The sequence below is a fragment of the Nonomuraea sp. NPDC050691 genome (genome assembly GCF_040654455.1).
In the GTDB taxonomy this organism is placed as follows: domain Bacteria; phylum Actinomycetota; class Actinomycetes; order Streptosporangiales; family Streptosporangiaceae; genus Nonomuraea.
Genome location: NZ_JBFAIA010000111.1, coordinates 1 through 19067, shown reverse-complemented (window position 1 = coordinate 19067; position 19067 = coordinate 1). Strand labels below are relative to the sequence as shown.

Genomic DNA, 19067 nt, shown 5'->3' with positions numbered 1-19067 from the left:
ACAACTGTCGGTGGCCGACTCTATGGTCTTGGATCGTGGACGCGGTACAAGGCACTCTCGACGAGCTCGGCACCCCGCTGAGTGACGTCACGTTCGTCGTGTTCGACCTGGAGACGACCGGCGGCTCGCCGGCCGAGGACCGGATCACCGAGATCGGCGCGGTCAAGGTGCGGGCCGGCGAGGTGCTGGGCGAGTTCTCCACGCTGGTCGACCCGGGCAGCCCGATCCCGCCGTTCATCTCGGTGCTGACCGGCATCACCGACGCCATGGTCGTGGCCGCGCCGCGCATCGAGGCGGTGCTGCCGAGCTTCCTCGAGTTCATCCAGGGCGCCACGCTGGTCGCGCACAACGCGGGCTTCGACACCCGCTTCGTCAAGGCGGCCTGCGCCGCCCACGGCTACCCTCCGCCGGCCAACCCGGTCGTCGACACCGTCGACCTGGCCCGGCGGGTGCTGACCCGCGACGAGACGCCCAACGCCAAGCTGGCCACGCTGGCCCGGTTCTTCCGCAGCCCCGCCGATCCGTGCCACCGCGCCCTGCAGGACGCCAGGGCCACCGTGCACGTCCTCCACGGGCTGATCGAGCGGGCGGGATCGTTCCAGGTCCACACGCTGGAGGAGCTGAAGTCGTTCGTCCGCGCCCCCACCCCCGAGCAGCAGCGCAAGCGCCACCTCGCCGAGTCGGTGCCCCACTCCCCCGGCGTCTACCTGTTCGAGGACGAGCGCGGCGAGGTGCTCTACATCGGCAAGAGCACCAACCTGCGCAACCGCGTGCGCTCCTACTTCACCGCCAGCGAGACCCGGCCCCGCATCCGCGAGATGATCGGCATCGCCGAACGGGTCCGCCACATCGTGTGCGCCACGGCGTTAGAGGCCGAGGTGCGGGAGCTGCGCCTCATCGGCGGCGCCAAGCCCCGCTACAACCGCCGTTCCCGCTTCCCCGAGAAGGTCGTCTGGCTCAAGCTCACCCAGGAACCGTTCCCCCGGCTGTCGATCGTGCGCGAGCTCAAGGACGACGGCGCCGCCTACCTCGGCCCGTTCGGCAGCAACCGCTCCGCCGACGACGCCCGCCTCGCCCTGCACGAGGCGGTGCCGCTGCGCCAGTGCACCCAGCCGATGACGCTGCGCACCCGGCGGGCGGCGTGCGTGCTGCTGGAGATGGGCCGCTGCGGCGCGCCCTGCGAGGGGCGGCAGAGCCAGCCCGAGTACGCCCTGCACGCCGAGGCGGCCCGCCGCGCCATGACGCTCGACGCCTCCCCCGTCCTCGCCGCCGTGACCGCCCGCATGGAGCGGCTGTCGGCCGAGCAGCGCTACGAGGAGGCGTCGGTCGACCGCGACCGGCTGGCCGCGTTCGTCCGCACCGCCGCGCGCATGCAGCGCCTGTCCGCGATCACGCGCATCCCGCAGCTCATCGCCGCCAGCCCCGCCTTCGACGGCGGCTGGGACATCCACGTCATCCGGTACGGCCGGCTCGCGGCGGCCGGGGTCATGCCGCGCGGCGCCCACCCCGTGCCGTTCGTCGAGTCGCTGGCGTCCCGCGCCGAGACCGTCCTGCCGGGGGCGGGGCCGGTCCACGCGGCCAGCGCCGAGGAGACGGAGTGCATCCTGCGCTGGCTGGAGTCGCCGGGGGTGCGGCTGGTGGAGGTCGACGGCGACTGGGCGCTGCCGATCCACGGGGCGGCCCGCCACAAGGCCCGCATCGAGCTCGCCTACCGCCCCCTCACCGCCGACCGCTCCCACGCCCGCGAGGGACGGCCCCTGCGGTGACCCGATAGAGTTGGGCCATGGTCACGGCTATCGTTCACATCAACGCCGAGGTGGACCGGATCCCGGAGGTCGCCCAGACGATCGCCGAGATCGACGGCGTCAGCGAGGTCTACTCCATCACCGGCGAGTACGACCTGCTGGCCATGGTGCGGGTGGCCGCCTACGAGGAGATCGCCGAGGTGGTCCCGGGCCGCATCAACAAGGTCGCGGGCGTCCTGCACACCGAGACCCACATCGCGTTCCGGGCCTACTCCAAGCACGACCTGGACGCCGCCTTCTCGATCGGCTTCACCGAGTCCGACTGATCCGCCGGCCTCACTGATCCCACCGGGCGGCCCACCCGACCGGGGCCGCCCTTCCGCGCTGCACGCCCGCTGTGCCTTCCTCTTCCGCGCTGCCCGCCGCCGCGCCCTTCCGCTTCTGCGCTGTCCGCGGACGGGCTATCCGCCTCTGCGCTGCCCGCCGCCGCGTTGTCCGCTCTGCGCCGCCCTCTTTCGTGCTGCTGCGCCACCCGTGCCTCGTGGCTGCGCGCGCCACCCGCGCGTCGTAGCCGCCGGCGCCACCCGTGCGTCGTACCGAGCGCGCGCCGCCCCTTGGCCCCTCCTTGCCGTCCCCGGCCGCCACGGCGGGGAGGAGACAGCGGGGGAAACGGCGCGGGCCCGGACGGCTGGTGCCGTCCGGGCCCGGGCTGGGCCGCCGGTCCACGCGGGACCGGCGGCGGATGGATCAGTGGGTCAGCGAGCGATCCTCGCCCGGCTCGATCGCGGCGTGCTCGTCCTCGTGGCCGTCGCCGTGGCCGTGACCGTGGCCCTCGTCCAGAGCGATCTTCTCGCCACCGTACGCGCGGGACATGCGGGCCCGGAGCTTGCCGAGCGGACCGCGCATGCCCTTCGGCGGGATGCCGGCGCCGTCCGCCTCGACGGGCAGCATCCGCACCGCCTCCTTGCCGCGCACGTGAGCCTCGATGTCGTCCGCCGGAGGCGTGTGGATCTCGATGAACTCACCGTGCGGCAGCCGCTTGATGACGCCCGACTCGACGCCGTGCGAGACGACGGCCGCGTCGGAGCGCTGCAGGCCGAGGCAGATGCGGTAGGTGATGACGTACGCCAGCGCCGGCAGCACGAACACCAGCACCCGGCCGGCGTACGTCGTCCAGTTGAGCGAGATCTGGAAGTTCGCCGAGAGCTCGTCGTTGGCGCCGAGCAGCCAGAGCACACCGTAGAACACGATGGCCGCCATGCCGATCGAGGTGCGGTGCGGGTTGTTGCGCGGGCGGTCGGCGACGTGGTGCTCGCGGTGGTCGCCCGTGATCCAGCGTTCGAGGAACGGGTACAGCGCGAGACCCGTCATGACCAGGCCCAGCGGCACGAGCGCCGGGATGATCACGCTCAGCGGCAGCGTGCCCGCGTGGGACGTGCCGAAGAGGTTGATCTCCCACGACGGCATGAGCCGCAGCGAGCCCTCCAGGAAGCCCATGTACCAGTCGGGCTGCGAACCCGCCGAGATGTCCGCCGGCGTGTACGGGCCGAACAGCCAGATCGGGTTGATCTGGGTGAACGTCGCCAGCCCGGCGACCACCGCGAACGTGAACAGCGTGTACGCGCCCGCCTTGGCCATGAAGGCCGGGTAGAACGGCGCGCCCACCACGTTCTGGTTGGTGCGGCCCTTTCCGGGCATCTGCGTGTGCTTCTGCACCCACATGAGCACCAGGTGGGCCGACACGAGCGCCAGGATGAGGCCCGGGATGAGCAGGATGTGCAGCGAGTAGAACCGGGAGATGATGTCCTCGCCGGGGTACTCGCCGCCGAACAGGAAGAACGTGATGTACGTGCCGACCAGCGGCAGCGAGATCGCCACGCCCTCGGTGATCCGCAGACCGGCGCCGGAGAGCAGGTCGTCGGGCAGGGAGTAGCCGGTGAGGCCCTCGACCAGCGCCAGCGTCAGCAGCAGGACACCGATCAGCCAGTTGAGCTCGCGGGGCTTGCGGTAGGCGCCGGTGAAGAACACCCGGAGCATGTGCACCATCATGCCGGACACGAACAGCAGGGCCGCCCAGTGGTGCATCTGCCGCATGAGCAGGCCGCCGCGCACGTCGAAGCTGATCTCCAGCGACGACGCGTACGCCTCGGACATCATGACGCCCTTGAGCGGGGCGTACGAGCCGTTGTAGGCGATCTCCCCCATGCTGGGCTTGAACCAGAGCGTCAGGAACGTACCGGTCAGCAGCAGGAGGATGAACGCGTAGAGGGCGATCTCACCGAGCAGGAACGACCAGTGGTCGGGGAAGACCTTCCGCAGGTTGCGCTTGAGGAAGTTGGCCGCGCCGATGCGCTCGTCGATGAAGTTCGACGGACCGGCGATGCCCTTGGGAACCGCTGTCAGGTCGCTGCTCATGCGTGACCTCCCTTGGACCTGGCCTCGGCCTCGGCGTCGCCGCGCTCCCAGTAGCTGGGACCGACGGGGACGTCGAAGTCGCCCTTGGCGATGAGGTAGCCCTGATCGTCGACCGTGATCGGCAGCTGCGGCAGCGGCCGCGCGGCCGGGCCGAAGATGACCTTGGCACCGTCGGCGGCGTCGAACGTCGACTGGTGGCAGGGGCACAGGATGTGGTGGGTGGTCTGCTCGTACAGGGCCGCGGGGCAGCCCACATGCGTGCAGATCTTGGAGTAGGCCACGATGCCGTCGTGCGTCCAGTTGACGTTGGTGCCCGACTTGATCTCTTCCGGACGGAACTTGATCAGGATCAGCGTGGCCTTGGCGAGGGCGTTGAGGTCGTGCTGGTAGCCCTCGGGAACGACCGAGAGGATGCCGCCCGGCGAGTTGAAGTCGGCCGCGCGGATCGGCTGGCCGGTGCCCTCGACGACGAGGCGCAGCGGCTTGCCCTCCTTGGTCTTCTCGCCCCAGACGGTGTGGCGGAGCGTCTCGTTGAACTTCGCGCCCGGCATCTTCGAGTTGTCGAGGTCGCGAAGGAGGACCAGCGGGACCAGGCCGAGCGGCGCCGCCGCGAGCAGCAGGGTGCGGCGCAGCAGCGGGCGCTTGACGAGCCCGCTCTCCTTGGCGCCCTGGAGGAAGGTCTCGGCGACCACCTCGCGGCTGTCCTCGTCGGAGGCCATCGTGTGGCGCTCCTGGATGAGGGAGTACTTCGGCATGATCATGCGGACCCAGACCACGATGCCGACGGCCAGCCCCAGCAACGCGAGCGTGAGGCTGCCTCCCAGCGCGAGGTTGGAGACCGCGGTCTTCTCCGGGCTGCCCACCTGGAACACCACGTAGGAGATGATGAACGCGATCGCCGCGAGGAAGGTGATCGTGAAGCACAGCGCCACGATCTTCTCGGCCTTGCGGGCCTTGGTCTCATCCTGGTACGTGACGCCGGCGACCTCCGCGTCGCGTCGGGCCGGCTCCCCGTCGCCGAGCATCGAGGTGCCCGGGGCGGGGGTGCCGATGACGCGCTTGGGCACGCGCTCGTCCGGCTGCTCGATCTCGTGCTCGATGTCTGTCATGACTTCTGTCGCTTCTTCGCGGTGATCCAGATGGAGGCGAGTACGAGGGCGGTGATGCCCACGATCCAACCTACGAGACCCTCGGTCACGGGGCCAATACGGCCCAGGCCGAAGCCTCCCGGGTCCTTCTGCTCGCGGACCTGGATGATGTAGGCGATCATGCTGCGCTTCTCTTCGGGCGTGATCGTGGTGTCGTTGAACACCGGCATGGCCTGCGGGCCGGTGACCATCGCCTCGTAGATCTGCTCGGGGGTGGCCTGGTTGAGGTTGGGCGCGTACTTGCCCTGCGTGAGCGCGCCGCCCGCGCCCGCCCAGTTGTGGCACTGGATGCAGTTGGCGCGGAAGAGCTCACCACCCTTGCCGGCGTCGCCGAGCGCGGGGTCGACCTGCTCCTTGCCGGGCACCTGCGGGCCGCCGCCGAGCGACTGCACGTAGGCGCCGATCTGACGGATCTTGTCCGGCGTCACCCAGCCGGCGAGCGGCTTGCGCGGCACCTGGGCGCCGGGGTTGGACGCCGGCATGCGGCCGGTGCTCATCTGGAAGTCGACGGCCGCCGCGCCCACGCCGATCAGCGTCGGGCCGGTCGAGGTTCCCTGCGCGTTCATGCCGTGGCAGCTGGCGCAGTGAACCTCGAACAGGCTCTTGCCCGCGGCGACGTCGTCAAGCTTGCCCGAGGCGAGAGCCGCGTCGGCGGGCCGGCTGGCCTGCACGAAGGCGGTGTATACCATCCCGACCAGCGCCAACGCCAAAATCAGGACGGCGTATCTCGCGAGGGGATGCCGCCGCCAAGCGGTGATCCTAGTCACAGAGATCCCGTTCCTTAACGAATGATGTAGATGGTCGCGAAAAGACCGATCCAGACGACGTCGACGAAGTGCCAGTAGTAGGACACGACGATGGCGCTGGTGGCCTGCTCATGCGTGAAGCGCTTCGCGGCGTACGTGCGTCCCAGCATGAACAGGAACGCGATCAGGCCACCGGTCACGTGCAGGCCGTGGAAGCCCGTCGTGAGGTAGAACACCGACGTGTATGCGTTGGCGGACAGGGTGGCTCCCTCGCTCGCCAGCTCGCTGTACTCGTACAGCTGACCGGCGACGAAGACGGCGCCCATCAGGAAGCTGACGATGTACCAGAAGCGGAGCTTGCCGACCTGTCCCTTCTCAGCGGCCCACACGCCGAGCTGGCACGTCACACTCGACAGCACCAGGATGATCGTGTTGACCGTCGCGAACGGGATGTTCAGGTGAGCGCCTTCTTCGGCGGTCGCGCCCTTCGGCAGGAGCGCAGGCCCCCATTCGAGGCCGTGGCCCTCGCTCACCGACCGGATGGTGAAGTACATCGCGAACAGCGCCGCGAAGAACATGAGCTCGGAGGACAGCCACACGATGGTCCCGACGCTGACCAGGTTCGGTCTGCGCGCCGGGTGTGCTGTCGTCGTCGAAGTTATTGCGGATGCTGTCGCCACGGGCAGCATTATTGCGGCTCCGGGTGTCGGTCCGGCGCACGACCCCCCGTTAGGAGGGGTCCGGAGACCCTCAAGCTGGGATAATTCCTGCAAATCACGCGCCTGGGACGGCGGCCTGGGATTGCACGCCGCCGCACCGGTACGATCCCAGGTGACCCTATACCGCTTCGACCGATAGCGAGCGCGACCGTGAGCACCGACGACACCATGAAGGTCCTCGTCTACAGCGACGACGCCACCACCCGCGAGGAGGTGCGGCAGGCGCTCGGCCGCCGTCCGGCCGCCGACGTGCCCTTCGTGGAGATCGTCGAGTGCGCCACCGAGCCGAAGGCCCACCAGTGGCTCGGCTCCGGCGAGATCGACGTCGCCGTGCTCGACGGCGAGACCCAGCCGGCCGGCGGCATGGGCGTGTGCCGTCAGGCCAAGGACGAGGTCTACGACTGCCCGCCGGTCTGCCTGATCATCGCCCGGCGCGACGACCGCTGGCTGGCCGAGTGGTCGAAGGCCGACGCCGTCGTCCCGCAGCCGCTGGAGCCCCTGGTGCTGGCCGACACCGTGGCCGACCTCATGCGCCGCCGTTCCTCGACCCGACTCAACGCTAAGTAGGTGCCGACCGTGGATGCCCGGACCACCTGGCCCGCCCTGCTGTCGGCGCTCCTCGCCGGCGAGCACCTCACCGCCGACGAGACCGCGTGGGCGATGCGAGAGATCATGTCGGGCTCCGCGACGTCCGCGCAGATCGCCGGTTTCGCCGTCGCGTTGCGCGCCAAGGGCGAGACCGTGGCCGAGGTGGCGGGCCTGGCCCGCACCATGCTGGAGCTGGCCACGCCGCTGAGCGTGGAGGGGCCCGTGGTCGACGTGGTCGGCACCGGCGGCGACCGCGCCCACACGGTCAACGTCTCGACGATGGCGGCGATCGTGGCCGCCGCGGCGGGCGCCCGGGTCGTCAAGCACGGCAACCGCGCGGCCTCGTCCTCGTGCGGCGCGGCCGACGTCCTGGAGCACCTCGGCATCCGGCTCGACCTCACGCCCGAGCAGACCGCCCGGGTCGCCCGGGAGGCGGGCATCGCGTTCTGCTTCGCGCCCGTCTACCACCCGGCGCTGCGCTTCGCCGGGCCGCCGCGCAAGGAGATCGGCGTCCCGACGGTCTTCAACTTCCTCGGCCCGCTCACCAACCCCGCCCGGCCCGCCGCCCAGGCGATCGGCGTCTACGACGCGGGCATGCTGCCGGTGCTCGCGGGCGTCTTCGCCGAGCGCGGTGTGTCGGCGCTGGTCTTCCGCGGCGACGACGGCCTCGACGAGCTGACGATCTCCACCACCTCGACGGTGTGGACGGTCCGCGACGGGGCCGCCACGCAGACCGTGTTCGACCCGGCCGTGCTGGGCATCCCGCGCGCCGACGCGGGCGCGCTGCGGGGCGGCGACGTGGCCTTCAACGCCCAGGCGGTGCGTGACCTGGTCGGCGGGGCGACGGGGCCGGTGCGCGACGCGGTGCTGCTCAACGCCGCCGCCGCGCTGGTCGCGCTCGACGGCCCGGGCGACGACCTCGACTCCGCCATGATCGACGCCTACGCGCGGGCGACGCAGGCGGTCGACTCCGGCCGCGCCGCCACGACCCTCGACCGCTGGATCAAGGTCAGCGGCGCCGCCTGACGGCACCGCCCAGGGCCTCGCTCACCTTCGCGCGGGCCGCGCCGTGTCCCGCCCGGACACGACGCGGCCCGTCGCCTTGTGCGGCCTTACGTGCTGCTCAGGCCGGGGCCCGTACGCGGACCGCCTGTACGGGCCCTGCACGGCCCACAGCCCGTCGTACACCGAGCCCCGCATCCGGAGTGCAGGAGCCGTCACAGAGCGCCAGGAAGCCCTCTGACGGGCCGGGAGGCGGCGTCCAGGTCAGGCAGGCGGCATCCCGGGCCGGGAGGCGACGTCCGGGTCAGAACGTCGCCGTGGGCCCGTCCTTCAGGGAGCTCCACTTCAGCCATTCCTTCCAGTTCTCCTGCCAGTGGCCCCAGCCGTTCGTGGGCTCCAGCACCCGAGGCGACCCCGTGATGATGATCGGGTCGCCGATCAGGGTGTTGTCGATGAACCACTTGGCGTTCGCCGGACTGACGTTCACGCACCCGTGGCTGACGTTGGAGTTGCCCTGCGCCCCCACCGACCAGGGCGCGCTGTGCACGTACTCGCCGCTGTTGGAGATCCGGACGGTGTTGTAGACCGTGAGCTGGTAGTAGCCGGGCTGGCCGGGGCCGATGCCGGGCGAGGTCATGACCGTCACGGCCTCCCGGGACATGGCCAGGTGGATGCCGGAGGTCGTGTAGTACTTCCACGCGCCGCCCTGCCCCGCGCTCATCGGCATGGTGCGGATGACCTTGCCGTCGCGCCTGACGGTCAGGACGTGGTTCTGCGTGCTGCCGCGGGTGATCTGCTCCCTGCCGATGCGGAAGTCGAGCCGCACGTCACGCTTGCCGTACAGGCCCTCGCCGCCGCGCACGCCGGCCAGGCTGGCCTCGACGCGCACCTTGGTGCGGGCGGGCCAGTACGCGTCGGGCCGGAAGTCGACGTGCCGGTCGTCGAACCAGTGCCACGCGCCGTGGACGGGCTTCGAGCTCTGCACGGTGAGGTTGCGCTCGACGGCGACCCGGTCGGTGATCGGCTTGTCAAAAGTGATCATGATGGGCATGCCGACGCCGACGGTGAGCCCCGTGTCGTTGCTGTTGGGGGTGATGTACTCGATGTCGAAGGTGTCCCTCGCCTTGACCGTGGTGAAGGTGCTGGTGGTCTCCTTGCGCCTGCCGTCGGCGTTCACGGCGACGGTCCGCACCGTGTAGGTGGTGCCGGGCCGGGCGGTCCGGTTGCTGCGCCAGCGGGTGCCGTCGTCGCTGATGACCCCGGGCAGGCGGCCCTGGTCGCTGGTGACGTTGACGTTCTTGAGCGTTCCGGCGTCCGCGGCGACGACGACGGTCTCGTCGGTCGGCACGTTGCCGGCGCGGTCGCGGGGAGTGACGGCCACGGAGACGTCCGGGGCCGCGGCGGGCTTGGCGGTCTGCCTGGTCGCGGTGGTGGCGGTGCACGCCGTCAGCAGCGACAGAGCGAGTAGAGCGGCCGATCCATGCGCGAGGTGCCCCACGAGTACTCCCCCGTCCCGTTCGGTCCCTTCACCTCTTGTCTTACCCTGCGTGATGGATTGACCACTTCCGTGACGTGGTAAAGATCATCAAAAAGCGGGCGCCCTCTCCCAAAGGAGGACGCCCGCTCAGACAGCTCGGGTCAGACGACGCGGATCAGTGCGAGAAATTGCCCCGGTAGTACTGGAACACGAACCCGATCATGGCCATGATCACCAGGAAGACCCCGATGATGAACATCCACAGGCCGATGACGAACCCGGCGAAGGCGAAGGCCGCGGCCAGGCAGAGGAACAGCGGCCACCAGCTGCTCGGGCTGAAGAACCCGATCTCACCGGCGCCGTCGCTGATGTCGGCCTGCTTGTTGTCCTCCGGCTGGGCGCCGATGCGCCGCGCGGTGAACATCAGGTAGTAGCCGATCATGAAGGCGAAGCCCACCGAGATGGCCATGGCGGTGGTGCCGACCGGCTCACCCCTGCCCGTCTCGGCCTTCGTCCAGAACCAGTACGCGACGTCGACGCCGGCGAAGAACAGGCCGCACAGCAGGAACAGCCAACCCTGGACCTTCATCAGGCCTCGACCTCCTGGGCGGACTTGGCGGACGTGTGGGGGTAGTGCAGGTCGAACGCCGGACGCTCCGACCGGATGCGCGGCAGCGAGGTGAAGTTGTGCCGCGGCGGCGGGCAGGAGGTCGCCCATTCGAGCGAGCCGCCGAAGCCCCACGGGTCGTCGACGGTGACCTTGGGCGCGGTGCGCCAGGTCTTCCACACGTTGTAGAAGAACGGCAGCGTGGACGCGCCGAGCACGAAGGCGCCCACCGACGAGAGCATGTTGAGGTCGGTGAAGCCGTCGGCCGCGCTGTAGTCGGCGTAGCGGCGCGGGAAGCCCACCACGCCCAGCCAGTGCTGCACGAGGAACGTCGTGTGGAAGCCGATGAACAGCAGCCAGAAGTGCACCTTGCCGAGCCGGTCGTCGAGCATCTTGCCGGTGAACTTCGGCCACCAGAAGTAGAAGCCGGCGAACATCGCGAAGACGACGGTGCCGAACACCACGTAGTGGAAGTGGGCCACCACGAAGTAGGTGTCGCTGATGTGGAAGTCCAGCGGGGGCGAGGCGAGGATGACGCCCGTCAGGCCGCCGAGGAGGAAGGTGATGAGGAAGCCGATCGAGAACAGCATCGGCGACTCGAAGCTCAGGTGGCCCCGCCACATCGTGCCGATCCAGTTGAAGAACTTCACGCCCGTCGGCACCGCGATGAGGAACGTCATGAACGAGAAGAACGGCAGCAGGACCTGTCCGGTCGGGAACATGTGGTGCGCCCAGACCGTGATGGACAGACCGGCGATCGCGATGGTGGCACCGACCAGGCTGATGTAACCGAAGATCGGCTTGCGGCTGAAGACCGGCAGGATCTCCGTCACGATGCCGAAGAACGGCAGCGCGATGATGTACACCTCGGGGTGGCCGAAGAACCAGAACAGGTGCTGCCACAGGATCGGCCCGGAGTTGGCCGCGTCGAAGATGTGGGTGCCGAGCTTGCGGTCGGCCTCCAGGGCGAGCAGCGCGGCGGCCAGCACCGGGAACGCCATGAGCACCAGCATGCTGGTGAGCAGGATGTTCCAGGTGAAGATCGGCATGCGGAACATCGTCATGCCGGGCGCGCGCATGCAGATGATCGTGGTGATGAAGTTGACCGCGCCGAGGATGGTGCCCAGACCGGACAGCGCCAGGCCCATGATCCACAGGTCACCGCCCATGCCGGGCGAGTAGATCGCGCTGGACAGCGGGGCGTAGCCGAACCAGCCGAAGGAGGCGGCGCCGTTGGGGGTGAAGAAGCCCGACACGGCGATGGTGCTGCCGAACAGGTAGAGCCAGTAGCTCACCATGTTGAGGCGCGGGAACGCGACGTCGGGGGCGCCGATCTGCAGCGGCATCAGCTCGTTGGCGAAGCCGGCGAACAGCGGCGTCGCGAACATCAGCAGCATGATCGTGCCGTGCATGGTGAACAGCTGGTTGAACTGCTCGTTGCTGGTGAACTGCAGGCCCGGCTGTGCCAGCTCCGCCCGCATCACCAGCGCCATGACGCCGCCGATGAGGAAGAAGACGAACGACGTGATCAGGTACAGATGACCGATGATCTTGTGGTCGGTGGAGGACAGCCACTTGGCGATGATCCGGCCCTTGGGTGTGGGCCTGGCCGTCGTCCGGAGGGGCTCTTGGATGGCGGTCACTGGGCGCTCCCAGACTGGGTCGCGATGTACTTGTCGTACTCGTCCTGGGGAACGAGCTTGACACTGAACAGCATGCGGCTGTGGTCGACGCCGCACAGCTCGGCGCACCGGCCGGCGTAGGTGCCGGGCTTGTCGAGCGTGGTGATCTCGAACTTCCGGCCCCTGTCGTTCTCCTGCAGGCCGGGGATCACGTCACGCTTGAAGAGGAACTCCGGCACCCAGAACGAGTGGATGACGTCCGGGGAGCTCAGGTCGAACTCCACCCGCTTCTTCACCGGCAGGACGAGCTGGGGACCCTGGTGGTAGTCGCTCACCGGAGTGCCCGTGACGGGCTTGAGCGTCTTGCCGCCGACGGTCGTGGTGAAGCGCCAGCTCCACTGGAACGCCTCGACCTTGACCCGCACGTCCGGCTTGCCGGACAGGGCGTCGATCTCGCGGGTGTCACGGGCGGTGAAGAAGAAGAACACCGACACCATGACGAGCGGGACCAGGGTGTAGAAGATCTCGATCGGCAGGTTGTAACGCACCTGCGGAGGCAGCTCCGCCTTGGCCCGTCGCCGCGTGTGGAAGAGGCACGCCCAGACGATCAGGAAGATGACGACGGCACCCGTGGCGAGCGCGGCGATCCAGGCACCGTTCCACAGATTGGTGATGGTGTCACCCTGGGTGGTGATGCTCGTCGGAAGGAGGCCACGAGACCAGTCGGCCTTGGGCACGTCATTAGCACACGCCGTCACGGTGGCCAGCAGCAACGCCAAAGCGGCGGCGCGCGGCACCCCGCGCCGGGCCAACGAACGCCGTGTCGAACGGCGAGTCGGACTCACGGATCGCCTACCCCACAGATGAAGCCCAAGAGTCACTCTTGGGCGCTCGTATTTCCAAATGCACAGCTGATTGCAGACACATTAGCGTGCAAGGGCCCCGCCCTCCCGCGCGGCCCCTCGAATGGCGCGCCCCTGGCGGGGCCCGTCCTCCTCCGGCCGGGAGACGGCCGCGCGGCCGGGAGCCGGCCGCGAGCGGGTTCGCACGGGTGGGACGATGGTCTCGTGGCGTACTTCGACGCGGCCTCGACCGAGCCCCTCCACCCCCGGGCGCGCGAGGCGCTCCTGGAGGCGATCGACGTCGGCTGGGCCGACCCCGCGAGGCCGTACACCCAGTCCCGCCGGGCGCATCTGCTGCTGGAGCAGGCGCGCTCGGAGGTGGCCGAGGTGCTGGGCGCGCGCCCCGACGAGGTGTCGTTCACCTCCTCGGGCACGCAGGCCGTGCATCTCGGCGCCCTCGGCACCCTACACGGCAGGCGCAGGGCCGGGCGCCACCTGGTGACGGGCGCGGTGGAGCACTCCAGCGTGCTCCACGCGGCCCAGCTGCACGAACGTGACGGTGGAACGGCCGAGACGGTCGGCGTGAGCCTGACCGGGCGGGTCGATCCGGCCGCCTTCGAGGCCGCCGTGGCGCGGGAGGGCGTCGCGCTGGCGTGCCTGCAGACCGCCAACCACGAGGTGGGCACGCTGCAGCCGGTGGCCGAGGCGGCCGAGGCGTGCCGGCGGCACGGGGTGCCGCTGCTGGTCGACGCGGCGCAGACGGCCGGCCGGCTGCCGGTGCCGGCGGGGTGGTCCGTGCTGACGGCAAGCGCGCACAAGTGGGGCGGCCCGGCCGGGGTGGGCGTGCTGGCCGTGCGCAAGGGCACGCGGTTCCGCTCGTTCCTGCCCGAGGACGAGCGCGAGCGCCGCCGCGTGCCGGGCTTCGAGAACGTGCCGGCGATCGTGGCCGCCGCCGCGGCGCTGCGCGCCATGGCGGAGGAGGCGCCGCAGGAGCAGCGGCGGCTGTCGGAGCTGGTCGGGCGGATCAGGGAGACCGTCCCGAAGGTCGTCCCGGATGTCGAGGTGATCGGTGAGCCGGTCGAGCGGGCGCCGCACATCGTGACGTTCTCCTGCCTGTACGTGGACGGCGAGGTGCTTCTCGGCGAACTCGACAAGGCGGGATTCGCGGTCTCGTCCGGGAGTTCCTGCACCGCTAGTACGCTTCCTCCATCGCATGTCCTGGAAGCGATGGGCGTGCTCACCCATGGGAACGTGCGGGTCTCCCTGCCCAGGGGCGCCACCGCGGACGAGGTCGACAGGTTCCTCGCCGTGCTGCCCGAGCTGGTGCGCCGGATCCGCCACGACGCAGGAGTCGCATGACCGAGGTCACCACGCCCGCACTGACGATCGACGCGCTCGGGAAGAAGTGCCCGATCCCGATCATCATGCTCGCCGAGCAGATCAACCACGTGCCGCTCAACTCCGTGGTGGCCGTCCTGGCCGACGACCCGGCCGCCTACACCGACGTGCCGGCCTGGTGCCGGCTCAAGTCGCACCGCCACGTCGGCTCGTACGAGCTGCCGGGCGGCGGCTGGGCGATCCACGTACGGCGCAACTACTGACCCCCATGTGGCTTGCCGGTCCATCTGGGTAGGGCCAGTGCGGACCAACGGCCCAGGAGTTACCCAAGGGGGAGAGATGACCGCAGGACACCCGCACGAGACCGCGCGCGACGTGATGAACCCGGGCGCCGAGTGCCTCCCGGCTCACGAGACGCTCGACCGGGCGGCGCAGCTCATGCGCAACGGCAACGTCGGGGCGCTGCCCGTCTGCGACTCCGAGGGGCACGTCATCGGGATCATCACCGACCGCGACATCGTCGTGAAGTGCATCGCGGAGGGGCGCGACCCCTCTCAGGTACGGGCGAGCGACCTCACGACGGGGCTGGTGTCGGTGACGCCCGACGCCCCGCTGGACGAGGCGTTGTCGCGCATGGAGGAGCACCAGATCAAGCGGTTGCCGGTGGTCGAGGGCGACCACGTGGTGGGCATGATCAGTGAGGCCGACCTGGCCAGGCACCTGCCGGACGCGCAGCTCGCCGAGTTCGTCCACCGCGTCTACGCGCGCAGCTGACCGAGTGGAACGGGACGTACGCGCGGAGGACCCGTGAGCCGGCGGTCACGCACGGCTCGCGGGTCCTCCGCGTTCGCGGCCCCTCGCGGGCCGCCTCTGAGGGTTACGGGTGGTGGCAGCGCACGTGGGCGGCCACCTCGGCGGCGGCGTCGGCCCCGTAGGCGGCGGCGAAGCGCTCCAGGAAGACCTTCTGGCCGAGCTCGTACTCCTGGCCGCCGACGTTCTCCAGCACGTGGGTGGCCGTCAGGTTGCCGATCTGGCCGCAACGCTCCAGCGACAGGCCCCAGGCGAGGCCGGCGAGGAAGCCGGCGCGGAAGGCGTCGCCGACGCCCGTCGGGTCGGCCTTGCCGAGCTCCGGGGCGGGGGCCACGTGGATGGACGGCTCGCCCTGGCGGTCGATGACCGCGCCCTTGGGGCCGAGCGTGGTGACGCGGACGCCGACGCGGGACAGGATCTCGTCGTCGGACCAGCCGGTCTTCTGCTCGATGAGCCCCTTCTCGTAGTCGTTGGAGAACAGGTAGGCGGCGCCGTCGACGAGGTCGCGGATCTGGTCGTCGGCCATACGGGCGAGCTGCTGCGACGGGTCGGCGGCGAACGGGATGCCGCGCTGGCGGCACTCGTCGGTGTGGCGCAGCATCGCGTCGGGGTCGTTGGGGCTGACCAGCACGAGGTCGAGCCCGCCCACGCGGGCGGCGACCGGCTGCAGCTCGATGAGGCGCGCCTCGGCCATCGCCCCGGTGTAGAAGGAGGCGATCTGGTTGTGGTGCTCGTCGGTGGTGCACAGGAAGCGCGCCGTGTGGCGGGTCTCGGAGACGTGCACCGAGCCGCAGTCGACGCCGTGGCGCTCCAGCCAGGAGTGGTAGTCGGCGAAGTCGTTGCCGACGGCGCCCACCAGGACCGGGCTGAGGCCAAGGCATCCCATGCCGAAGGCGATGTTCGCCGCGCACCCGCCGCGACGGATCTGCAGGTCGTCGACCAGGAACGAGAGCGACACCCGGTCGAGCTGTTCGGCGATGAGCTGGTCGCCGAAACTTCCGGGGAACGTCATCAGTTGGTCGGTCGCGATGGAGCCGGTGACGGCGATGCGCACGGGATTCTTCTTCCTCGTTGTCGGCAGGCCATGATTTGAGCCCCACGAGAATACGCGAAGGTCCCGCACGCACAAAGGCGAGCGGGACCGTGTCGGTGACGACCTGTCAGGCGACTAGTTGAAGGAGTCGCCGCACGCGCACGAACCGGTGGCGTTGGGGTTGTCGATGGTGAAGCCCTGCTTCTCGATCGTGTCGACGAAGTCGATGGCGGCTCCCATGAGGTACGGGGCGCTCATCCTGTCGGTCACGACGCTCACGCCGCCGAAGTCGGTGACCACGTCGCCGTCCATTTGGCGGTCGTCGAAGAAGAGCTGGTAGCGCAGGCCGGAGCAGCCGCCCGGCTGCACGGCCACGCGCAGCTGAAGACCTTCCTCGCCCTGCTGCTCGAGCAGGCTCTTGACCTTGGCGGCGGCCGCGTCAGTCAGGATCAGGCCCTGCGCTGTGGTCTCGCTGCTCTCAACCGTCATCTGCTGACTCCCTAACCCGGCTGTCTCTTTCTGACGTCCTACTCAGACGCTACCAACACCTGGGGTGTGCCCGGCATTCCCCTGCCTCTCCCTGGTTCTTCCGCCTCCCTACCCACCCGGGGACGCGACCATCGCGCGCCGTGTGCCATCATCGGTATCGTCAAACCGACGATAAGGGGGGATGGCGATGGCCACCCAGACTGGTCTGCCGCTCTTCGTCCTCGGCCAGAGCGCCGATCCGCACTCCGAGCGGGGGGTGGACTGCCCGGGCGAACTGCCGCCCGCCTCCGACCCCGGCCTGGTGGAACGGGCGCGCAAGGCGAAGGAGACGCTGGGCGACCGGCTGTTCGTGCTGGGCCACCACTACCAGCGCGACGAGGTCATCCAGTTCGCCGACGTGACGGGTGACTCCTTCAAGCTGGCGCGGCTGGCGGCCGCCCGGCCGGAGGCCGAGTACATCGTCTTCTGCGGCGTGCACTTCATGGCCGAGTCGGCCGACATCCTCACCTCCGACGCCCAGAAGGTGATCCTGCCCGACCTGGCCGCCGGGTGCTCGATGGCCGACATGGCCACGTTCGACCAGGTGGAGGAGTGCTGGGAGGCGCTGGAGGACGCGGGCCTGGCCGGCGACGTGATCCCCGTCACGTACATGAACTCCAGCGCCGACATCAAGGCGTTCTGCGGCCGCAACGGCGGCGCGGTCTGCACCTCCTCCAACGCGCGCCGCGCCCTGGAGTGGGCGTTCGATCAGCGCGGCAAGGTGCTGTTCCTGCCCGACCAGCACCTGGGCCGCAACACGGCCGTGCTGGAGATGGGCATGTCGCTGGACGACTGCGTGGTGTGGAACCCGCACCGCCCCGGCGGCGGGCTCACGCGCGAGCAGCTCGAGCGCGCCAAGATGATCCTCTGGAAGGGCCACTGCTCGGTGCACGGCCGTTTCACGGCCGAGTCGGTCGACGACGTACGGCGGCGCGTGCCGGGCGTGAACGTGCTGGTCCACCCGGAGTGCCGGCACGAGGTGGTGCTCAAGGCCGACCACGTCGGCTCCACCGAGCACATCATCAAGACGCTGGAGGAGGCGCCCGCCGGGTCGAGCTGGGCCGTCGGCACGGAGCTCAACCTGGTCAAGCGGCTCGCCGGGATGTTCCCCGACAAGAACGTCTCGTTCCTGGACCGGACGGTCTGCTACTGCTCGACCATGAACCGCATCGACCTGCCCCACCTGGTGTGGGCGCTGGAGTCGCTGACGCTGGGCGAGGTGGTCAACCAGATCACGGTGGACGAGGACACCGCGCACTGGGCGCGCGTGGCCCTCGACCGCATGCTGGCCCTGCCCTAGGTCTTCCTCGCGTGATCTACGCCGGCGGGTCGTCGGCGAAGGCGTAGACGACGCGCACGCCGACCGACAGGGTCTGGCGGCCGGGGCTGACCGACGAGCGGTCCTCGGCCGCCATGGCGGCGAACGCCATCGGCTGGGGGCCGCCGCGCGCGTCCTCGGCGACGGAGACGACCCGGCCGAGGGCCCGCCCGGCCAGCCGGGCGTACTGGGCGGCCTTGGCCGCGGCGTCGGCGAACGCGCGTTCCCGGGCCCGCGCCAGCGCCTCGGCCGGGTCGGACAGCTCGAAGAACACCCCGCCGAGCCGTGCCTCCTCCCCCACCCCGGCGACCGCGTCGATCATCCGGTCCGCCCGCGCCAGATCGCGCACCACGGCCTCGACCCCCTGTGCGGCGCGGTAGCCGGACACCTTGGGATACGCCTCGTACTCCGGGCCGAGGGACAGCTCGCTGGTGCGCAGGTCCTCGGCGGCTACCCCGGCCTCGCGCAGTGCGGCGTCCAGCCGCGCCGCGGCGGCCCTGACCTCGGCGAACGCCTGCGCGGCCGAGGCGCCGCGCGCCTCCACCCCCGCGCTCAGGCGCATGATGTCGGGCGTGGCCGACGCCGATCCCTCTCCGGCGACCGCGATCTGCTCGTGTTCGGTGGTCACGCGCACCCCTTCGTGGACGGGTCCGGTCTTTCGTGTGGACGTGGGTCGTGCCGATGAGCCGTCTCTCCGCTGCCCCATTCTGCGGACTGTCACTCCGGACGTCAGCCCTTGCGTTTCCGCCCCGCGTCCCGTACGGCGGCGACCAGGGCGGCGGGGTCACGGAGCAGGGCCCGGCGGGAGGTCCGGACCAGCTCGGCGCCCAGCGCCGTGGCCACCCGCCTGCCCGGGGCGCGCCGGCGGGTCGTGCTGACCACGGTGACCGGGACGGCGGGCATCGGCCGGCCGGCTCTCAGGAGACGCAGGCCGGCGGCCATGTCGCGGCGCGCCAGCCACTCCGCCGCGATCGCGGCCGCCGCGTGCCCTCGCCCGCATCCGCCGCCCTCGCCGGGGCCCCTCCGGCCGGGCCCGCATCCGCCCCACCCGCTCCCGCCGCCCCCGCGCTCTCCGGGTCGTGGCCGGGCGGGCGGGACGGGGCTGTGGAGCCGGTCCAGGGCCGGGGCG

At 70.3% G+C, this 19067-nt stretch carries 19 protein-coding genes and 1 pseudogene; 8 read left to right on the top strand and 12 right to left on the bottom strand.

Going from position 1 to position 19067, the window contains the following annotated elements:
* Positions 1 to 35 precede the first annotated feature (35 nt).
* Both AB0H81_RS30270 and AB0H81_RS30265 read left to right on the top strand, forming a co-directional pair.
* A complete protein-coding gene (locus AB0H81_RS30270; RefSeq protein ID WP_358381355.1) occupies positions 36 to 1766 on the top strand; it encodes a DEDD exonuclease domain-containing protein in 1731 nt (576 codons plus the stop codon).
* Between the two features lie 17 nt (positions 1767 to 1783).
* On the top strand, positions 1784 to 2071 hold the full coding sequence (locus tag AB0H81_RS30265) for an Lrp/AsnC ligand binding domain-containing protein (protein WP_358381353.1): 288 nt from the start codon (positions 1784 to 1786) through the stop codon (positions 2069 to 2071).
* Between the two features lie 421 nt (positions 2072 to 2492).
* Here AB0H81_RS30265 and AB0H81_RS30260 read toward each other — a convergent pair whose 3' ends face one another.
* From AB0H81_RS30260 to AB0H81_RS30245, 4 genes are read right to left on the bottom strand one after another with little or no spacing between them, the layout of a single operon-like run.
* A complete protein-coding gene (locus tag AB0H81_RS30260) occupies positions 2493 to 4160 on the bottom strand; it encodes a ubiquinol-cytochrome c reductase cytochrome b subunit (RefSeq protein ID WP_358381351.1) in 1668 nt (555 codons plus the stop codon).
* The gene (locus tag AB0H81_RS30255; RefSeq protein ID WP_358381349.1) at positions 4157 to 5269 is read right to left on the bottom strand and encodes a Rieske 2Fe-2S domain-containing protein; all 1113 of its coding nucleotides are present in this window, start codon (positions 5267 to 5269) and stop codon (positions 4157 to 4159) included. The genes AB0H81_RS30260 and AB0H81_RS30255 overlap by 4 nt, the downstream gene beginning before the upstream one ends.
* Positions 5266 to 6075, bottom strand: a complete 810-nt coding sequence (locus AB0H81_RS30250) for a c-type cytochrome (protein ID WP_358381347.1) — start codon at positions 6073 to 6075, stop codon at positions 5266 to 5268. The genes AB0H81_RS30255 and AB0H81_RS30250 overlap by 4 nt, the downstream gene beginning before the upstream one ends.
* Before the next feature lie 14 nt (positions 6076 to 6089).
* The gene (locus tag AB0H81_RS30245) at positions 6090 to 6743 is read right to left on the bottom strand and encodes a heme-copper oxidase subunit III (RefSeq protein ID WP_358381345.1); all 654 of its coding nucleotides are present in this window, start codon (positions 6741 to 6743) and stop codon (positions 6090 to 6092) included.
* A gap of 198 nt (positions 6744 to 6941) precedes the next feature.
* On the opposite strand from AB0H81_RS30245, the gene AB0H81_RS30240 reads away from it, so the two are divergent.
* Together AB0H81_RS30240 and trpD are read left to right on the top strand one after the other, a co-directional pair.
* Entirely contained in the window at positions 6942 to 7340 is a 399-nt protein-coding gene (locus AB0H81_RS30240) for a response regulator transcription factor (RefSeq protein WP_175589166.1), read from the top strand.
* Positions 7341 to 7349: 9 nt separating this feature from the next.
* Positions 7350 to 8387, top strand: a complete 1038-nt coding sequence (gene trpD / locus AB0H81_RS30235; RefSeq protein ID WP_358381343.1) for an anthranilate phosphoribosyltransferase — start codon at positions 7350 to 7352, stop codon at positions 8385 to 8387.
* 280 nt (positions 8388 to 8667) lie between these two features.
* Here the strand turns inward: trpD and AB0H81_RS30230 are convergent, their stop codons facing one another.
* The 4 genes from AB0H81_RS30230 to AB0H81_RS30215 form a co-directional block, all read right to left on the bottom strand.
* Positions 8668 to 9861, bottom strand: coding sequence for an Ig-like domain-containing protein (locus AB0H81_RS30230; protein WP_358381341.1), 1194 nt, complete (start codon positions 9859 to 9861; stop codon positions 8668 to 8670).
* Positions 9862 to 10015: 154 nt separating this feature from the next.
* Complete coding sequence (locus tag AB0H81_RS30225; protein WP_358381339.1) at positions 10016 to 10429, bottom strand: cytochrome c oxidase subunit 4; 414 nt, start codon at positions 10427 to 10429, stop codon at positions 10016 to 10018.
* A complete protein-coding gene (gene ctaD, locus AB0H81_RS30220; protein WP_358381337.1) occupies positions 10429 to 12090 on the bottom strand; it encodes a cytochrome c oxidase subunit I in 1662 nt (553 codons plus the stop codon). Before ctaD ends, AB0H81_RS30225 begins: the two co-directional genes overlap by 1 nt.
* The gene (locus AB0H81_RS30215; protein ID WP_358381335.1) at positions 12087 to 12806 is read right to left on the bottom strand and encodes a cytochrome c oxidase subunit II; all 720 of its coding nucleotides are present in this window, start codon (positions 12804 to 12806) and stop codon (positions 12087 to 12089) included. Before AB0H81_RS30215 ends, ctaD begins: the two co-directional genes overlap by 4 nt.
* Before the next feature lie 330 nt (positions 12807 to 13136).
* On the opposite strand from AB0H81_RS30215, the gene AB0H81_RS30210 reads away from it, so the two are divergent.
* The 3 genes from AB0H81_RS30210 to AB0H81_RS30200 all read left to right on the top strand — a co-directional run bounded on the left by AB0H81_RS30210 (position 13137) and on the right by AB0H81_RS30200 (position 15023).
* The gene (locus tag AB0H81_RS30210) at positions 13137 to 14270 is read left to right on the top strand and encodes an aminotransferase class V-fold PLP-dependent enzyme (protein ID WP_358381333.1); all 1134 of its coding nucleotides are present in this window, start codon (positions 13137 to 13139) and stop codon (positions 14268 to 14270) included.
* Positions 14267 to 14512: a sulfurtransferase TusA family protein gene (locus AB0H81_RS30205; protein WP_358381331.1), complete on the top strand. Its 246-nt coding sequence runs from the start codon at positions 14267 to 14269 to the stop codon at positions 14510 to 14512. Before AB0H81_RS30210 ends, AB0H81_RS30205 begins: the two co-directional genes overlap by 4 nt.
* A 76-nt stretch (positions 14513 to 14588) precedes the next feature.
* Positions 14589 to 15023 carry a CBS domain-containing protein gene (locus AB0H81_RS30200; protein WP_358381329.1) on the top strand — a complete coding sequence of 145 codons (435 nt, stop codon included), beginning with the start codon at positions 14589 to 14591 and terminating at the stop codon, positions 15021 to 15023.
* A 103-nt stretch (positions 15024 to 15126) separates the two neighbouring features.
* Here the strand turns inward: AB0H81_RS30200 and AB0H81_RS30195 are convergent, their stop codons facing one another.
* Together AB0H81_RS30195 and erpA are read right to left on the bottom strand one after the other, a co-directional pair.
* Positions 15127 to 16113 (bottom strand): carbohydrate kinase family protein, encoded by a 987-nt coding sequence (locus AB0H81_RS30195; RefSeq protein ID WP_358381327.1) that lies wholly within the window; start codon positions 16111 to 16113, stop codon positions 15127 to 15129.
* Positions 16114 to 16227: 114 nt separating this feature from the next.
* Entirely contained in the window at positions 16228 to 16581 is a 354-nt protein-coding gene (gene erpA / locus AB0H81_RS30190) for an iron-sulfur cluster insertion protein ErpA (protein WP_358381325.1), read from the bottom strand.
* Positions 16582 to 16762: 181 nt separating this feature from the next.
* On the opposite strand from erpA, the gene nadA reads away from it, so the two are divergent.
* A complete protein-coding gene (gene nadA / locus AB0H81_RS30185; RefSeq protein WP_358381323.1) occupies positions 16763 to 17920 on the top strand; it encodes a quinolinate synthase NadA in 1158 nt (385 codons plus the stop codon).
* A gap of 16 nt (positions 17921 to 17936) precedes the next feature.
* Here nadA and AB0H81_RS30180 read toward each other — a convergent pair whose 3' ends face one another.
* Both AB0H81_RS30180 and AB0H81_RS30175 read right to left on the bottom strand, forming a co-directional pair.
* Positions 17937 to 18566: an SIMPL domain-containing protein gene (locus tag AB0H81_RS30180; protein WP_358381321.1), complete on the bottom strand. Its 630-nt coding sequence runs from the start codon at positions 18564 to 18566 to the stop codon at positions 17937 to 17939.
* Between the two features lie 101 nt (positions 18567 to 18667).
* Positions 18668 to 19067, bottom strand: a pseudogene (locus AB0H81_RS30175) (hypothetical protein); the annotation flags it as partial.

What these genes read in the sequence shown, in the direction of transcription:
- AB0H81_RS30265 (WP_358381353.1), top strand. Translation starts at nt 1,784, where the DNA reads ATGGTCACGGCTATCGTTCACATCAACGCCGAGGTGGACCGGATCCCG.
- AB0H81_RS30260 (WP_358381351.1), bottom strand. Translation starts at nt 4,160, where the DNA reads ATGAGCAGCGACCTGACAGCGGTTCCCAAGGGCATCGCCGGTCCGTCG.
- AB0H81_RS30255 (WP_358381349.1), bottom strand. Translation starts at nt 5,269, where the DNA reads ATGACAGACATCGAGCACGAGATCGAGCAGCCGGACGAGCGCGTGCCC.
- AB0H81_RS30245 (WP_358381345.1), bottom strand. Translation starts at nt 6,743, where the DNA reads ATGCTGCCCGTGGCGACAGCATCCGCAATAACTTCGACGACGACAGCA.
- AB0H81_RS30240 (WP_175589166.1), top strand. Translation starts at nt 6,942, where the DNA reads ATGAAGGTCCTCGTCTACAGCGACGACGCCACCACCCGCGAGGAGGTG.
- AB0H81_RS30225 (WP_358381339.1), bottom strand. Translation starts at nt 10,429, where the DNA reads ATGAAGGTCCAGGGTTGGCTGTTCCTGCTGTGCGGCCTGTTCTTCGCC.
- AB0H81_RS30205 (WP_358381331.1), top strand. Translation starts at nt 14,267, where the DNA reads ATGACCGAGGTCACCACGCCCGCACTGACGATCGACGCGCTCGGGAAG.
- AB0H81_RS30200 (WP_358381329.1), top strand. Translation starts at nt 14,589, where the DNA reads ATGACCGCAGGACACCCGCACGAGACCGCGCGCGACGTGATGAACCCG.
- erpA (WP_358381325.1), bottom strand. Translation starts at nt 16,581, where the DNA reads ATGACGGTTGAGAGCAGCGAGACCACAGCGCAGGGCCTGATCCTGACT.
- nadA (WP_358381323.1), top strand. Translation starts at nt 16,763, where the DNA reads ATGGCGATGGCCACCCAGACTGGTCTGCCGCTCTTCGTCCTCGGCCAG.